This is a genomic window from Belnapia arida (assembly GCF_016773205.1).
Lineage (GTDB): Bacteria > Pseudomonadota > Alphaproteobacteria > Acetobacterales > Acetobacteraceae > Belnapia > Belnapia arida.
Genome location: NZ_JAETWB010000105.1, coordinates 1 through 4,319, shown reverse-complemented (window position 1 = coordinate 4,319; position 4,319 = coordinate 1). Strand labels below are relative to the sequence as shown.

Here is a 4,319-nt window from a genome sequence, read left to right as displayed (position 1 = left end):
CCCGACACCGTCGTCCACGCCTGATCAGGACATCAAAGACCGAACCAAGTCCTCACACTGATTTCTGCAACAGCGCCGGTCGTCCCGCAGCGCCTGCACCATGGCATCGAGCCAGCCGGCCCGCTCCGGCATCACGTCCGAATTGAGGAAGCAGATGTACTCCCCCCGCGTCTCGCTCAGCCCGACATTGTTCGCAGGCGCAAAACCCAGGTTCTCCTCGAGCGTCAGCACGCGGAAGGGAATGCCGAAGATCCGGTACACCGAATGCGCCAGGTCCAGCAGCTCCCGCTTCCGCGGCGGGTCGTCCAGCACATAGACCAGCTCGTGCTTCGCCATCTCCGCCGGGTCGAAGAACGCCATCTGGTAGTGCAGGAAGTTCATCCGCCCATAGAGCGGGATGATGACCGAGCAGACCGGCGCCGGGTTCGGCGTGCCGAAATCGATCATCGCATGCGGCCGCGGCCGTGCCAGCCGCGCGCGGTTGATGGCGATCAGCGGCGGGCCGAGCACCTGGTCGAACGCCGCCTCGATCTCGTCCGGCGCCAGCACGATGCCCTCCAGCACGCGCTTGATGGCGGCATGGCCGGTGAGCACCGGCGTCGGCAGCCGCTTGTGGCCGATCTCGCCCGTCTTCAGCTCGATCTCCAGATGCAGCCGTCCGCCATCGGCCTTGAAGCCGGGGAGGAAGGCGGTGAAGCCGCAGCGCGGGTTGGACACGCCCAGCCGCTCGCCCACCGCCTCGATCACATCGGCCCGGTCCCGCCGCAGCCAGCTTGCCGCCAGCGGGGTGGACCGGGCGCCGCCCGCCCGCGCCCGGATCGCCGCGACGGCATCGGTCGGGTCGACCATCCAGCCGATCACCACCGCCCCCGCCTCGCCCGCCCGGATGACGACATCCACATCCAGCTCGACAGGCGCCGGCAGCGCCGACAGCGTATCGTGCCCGGTATAGGGCTGCCGCGAGAGCAGGCCGAGCAGGCGCGTGCTCTGCGCCCCATCCGCCACATGCAGCAGCTCCCGCACCCGCGGCAGCAGGTCGGTCTCGCGGAGATGCGCCAGCGGCCGAGTCGCCGGCAGGCGCAGCCGCTGCGACGGCGCCCGCACCTCGAGCCCCATGAACTCGCCGAGGCTCGGTCCGTCATAGGGAATGAAGGCGACAAGCCCGATGCCGTTGCGCCAAGGTCGGCGCGTGCATGCCAGCAGGACATCCCCTCCGCCTGCACCCGGCCGCGCTCGAAATGCGCGACGACGACGGCCTCGTCCCAGCGGCGGGACGACCACCCGCAGAACAGCCAGCCACCGGCGGCCGTCGCATAGCCGAAGAAGTCGACATAGCCATCATGGCTCTGCGCAACCCGTGGACCGGGGGGCGGCGGTGCGGTGACGGCGTCCTGCGGAGGGGTCATGGTTTCAGACCATCAGCATGGCGCCGGAGAAGTGACGCAGAGCAAGCGCGCCACCCCGACCGGCAACGAAATTGACCGGGCTCACCCGCGCCGGCGCGCAGAGCGTCGTCACCGCCGTGCTGCCCTCCGGCGCGCGCAGCCGGTAGAGGGTGCCGGGGCCGACCATCAGCAGGTCCATGGGCCCGACCTCCACCGTCTCGACCGACAGCGCATGGCCGACCGCCAGTTCGATGCCGGCAGCGGCGTCCGCGCTGGTCCAGCGGGACTCGCCGGACACCGTGAACTCGGGGAGCTGGTGGCTGTCACGCACCACGTCCACCAGCACCGGCTCGCTGCCGGCGCAGGCGACCAGCGCCACGGTCTCAGCGGGCGAGGTCAGCCGCTCCATCGCACTCGGCTGCCGGAAGGCGCCGACCGGGCCGCGGCTGAGCACCACCCGATAGGCCAGCGGGTTGTCGTCCAGCACCGCCCGCATCGCACGCAGCGCAGTATCGCGGAAGACCAGGCCCGGCATCGCCTCGAGCAGCCGGCGCGCATTCGTGTCCGCCTGCGGGTCGATCGGCAAGTCGGCGTCGAGCAAGTTGATCAGGGCAAGTTCGTTCGGGCTGAACCCCACCGGAGCCAGCACGCTCTTCAGCATCATGGAGCCGTCGAGGATCAAGGCCTTCAGCGCCGTCGCCAGGTCGGCCGGGGTGGCGCCGGAGGCAACGCGCCCCTGCAGCACGCGCTGCGCATCGGTGCGGTCCGTCCACAACCCGCCGAAGACGCTGCGATGCCGCCCGGCGCCCGGAGAGCGGGCATGGAGCACACGGAAGTAATCGGCGAAGCTGGTGAAATTCGTCCGCGGCAATTCGACGTCGCCGCCGCGCGGCTTGACCGCAACGAAGGGCAGCAGGATCGGGTCGACCGTCTCCGAGAAGTTCATCTCAAAGCCGCAGCGCCCATCGCCCAGCCCGGCCGCTGCGAGGTCGTGACGATGGCGGTCGGCCAGCGTCTCGCCGATGATGCGACCGTTGTAGATCGCCTGCACCACCACCGGCTCCCCGGTCACGCCGTCGAAGATCCAGCCGGCGCTGCCTTCGACCGAAAGGCTGTCAACGGAACCGCGATAACTCATGACGCCATCTCCAATGCGGCAAGCTGCTTGCCCGAAGCCTGAAGGAGTTTCCTGTAAAGCCGCATCGTCATCCGCACCGTCTCCCGCAGGGACGGCGGCACGGCCATGGTGGTTTGCAGGTTCAAAAGCGTGTCCGGCGCCTCCGCGAGGCGCTTGATCAGGGCCGCCAGCGAATGCGCGCTGCCGGCCTGGAAATGGAAGCCGTCCAGCCCGTTGCGCACCTTCTCCGCCATGCCGCCGATATCGGAGGTGATGACCGGCCGCCGGTTCAGCAGCGCCTCCTGGATCACCAGCGGGGAGTTCTCCCACCAGATCGAAGGCGCCATCACCGCATGGGCGGAGCGCATCAGCTGGTGCACCCGGTTGTTCTCGTAGGCACCGCAATAGCGGAGGTTCTCGGGGATCTTCTCCAGCCGCCGCTCGAAGGCCGCGCGCAATTCGGGCGGCTGGGCCGAGTAGTCGCCATGCACCTCGATGCGGAAGCCGGATACCTCCGCCTTCTCCAGCAGCATCGCCGCATCGAACAAGACGTCGATGCCCTTCAGGCGGGAGATCTGGCCAAAGAAGGCGAAGATCAGCCCATCCTTATGCGGCGGCATCGGCTCGTCCGCGGCATGGTGCTTCTGCTCAGGCATGCCGTTCTCGATCACCGAGAAGCGATGCGCATCGAGACCCCACTCGATGTAGCGGTCGGCCAGGAACTGGCTGGGCGAAATGAAATGGTCGGCCAGCCCGAAGAAGCGCTGCAGGTACCGGATGCGCAGGAAGAAGTCCTGCTCGCTGCGCTCCGGAAAACATTTGGCGCAGTCGCGCAACCCCGCCCGCTCGCAGAGGCCGAAGCTTGGCCGCTTCACCATCTGGCCGAAATGGTTGCAGATGGCGAGGAACTCGTGGAGCGTCACGATGATCTTGCACTCCGGCAGGGCCCGCCGGATGTAGAGCAGAGCCTCGACGCCGAAATTCGCGTAATGATGCAGATGCACCACGTCCGGCCGAAGCTGGTGCAGCAGCGCGGTCAGCGCTGCGGGAAATTCCGGGTCCGGGTTGGATTGGATCCAGTGGTCGTAGCCGGCGCCGGTGTAGACGAATTCATCCGGCCCGAAGGGCTGCTGGATGCGGGCGCCCAGCCTCTCCTGAAAGCGCCCGCCGCTGGCGGCAAGGAAATACGCCTCTGTCCGCGGCTGCGCCTTCATCATCTGGTACATCTGGTAGGCGGCAATCTCGGCGCCGCCCCGGGATGCCTTCGGGTGCATGTGCGACATGAACAGCACCCGCAGCGGCGCCGCCCGCTTCGCCGGCCGCGGCTGCATGGCGGCGACTGCAAGGCCATCAGCAGGACCGAATGGATCGGGAACGATGTCCGTCATGATGAGGCCCCACCAGCCAAGATCGCCGGCACTCTACAACCCCGGCATTACGGCCGGAAGAGAAAATACCGCTCAGGTTGATAAGCGAGATAGCCTGCCACGTCCGGACGAGAGGATGCACAGCAAGCGGAAAATCGAGTTCAGAACTACCCAGAAAACCTTTCGGTATTCCTACCGGCCATGCTCAAGCATCTGCTCCAGATACTTGCCATATCCGCTCTTGTTGAGCGGCTTGGCGATCTTCAGCAGCTGCGCATCGTCGATGAACCCCTTGCGCCAGCCAATCTCCTCCGGCGAGGCGACCTTCTGCCCGGTGCGCTTCTCGATCGCGCGGACGAACTCGCCAGCCTCCAGCATGCTGTCATGCGTGCCGGTGTCGAGCCAGGCGTAGCCCCGCCCGAGCCGGGCCACGCGCAGCGTGCCCTCCTC

Annotated in this window: 3 protein-coding genes and 1 pseudogene; all 4 read right to left on the bottom strand. The window is 67.5% G+C overall.

All coding sequences use genetic code 11. From position 1 onward, the window contains the following. Positions 1–24 precede the first annotated feature (24 nt). The gene (locus tag JMJ56_RS32615) at positions 25–1,116 is read right to left on the bottom strand and encodes a glycosyltransferase family 2 protein (protein ID WP_202836035.1); all 1,092 of its coding nucleotides are present in this window, start codon (positions 1,114–1,116) and stop codon (positions 25–27) included. A 294-nt stretch (positions 1,117–1,410) separates the two neighbouring features. Then, the gene (locus tag JMJ56_RS32610) at positions 1,411–2,523 is read right to left on the bottom strand and encodes a hypothetical protein (protein WP_202836034.1); all 1,113 of its coding nucleotides are present in this window, start codon (positions 2,521–2,523) and stop codon (positions 1,411–1,413) included. Beyond that, a complete protein-coding gene (locus tag JMJ56_RS32605; protein WP_202836033.1) occupies positions 2,520–3,890 on the bottom strand; it encodes a glycosyltransferase in 1,371 nt (456 codons plus the stop codon). The genes JMJ56_RS32610 and JMJ56_RS32605 overlap by 4 nt, the downstream gene beginning before the upstream one ends. A gap of 171 nt (positions 3,891–4,061) precedes the next feature. Then, positions 4,062–4,319: pseudogene (locus JMJ56_RS32600) on the bottom strand (glucose-1-phosphate thymidylyltransferase RfbA); the annotation flags it as partial.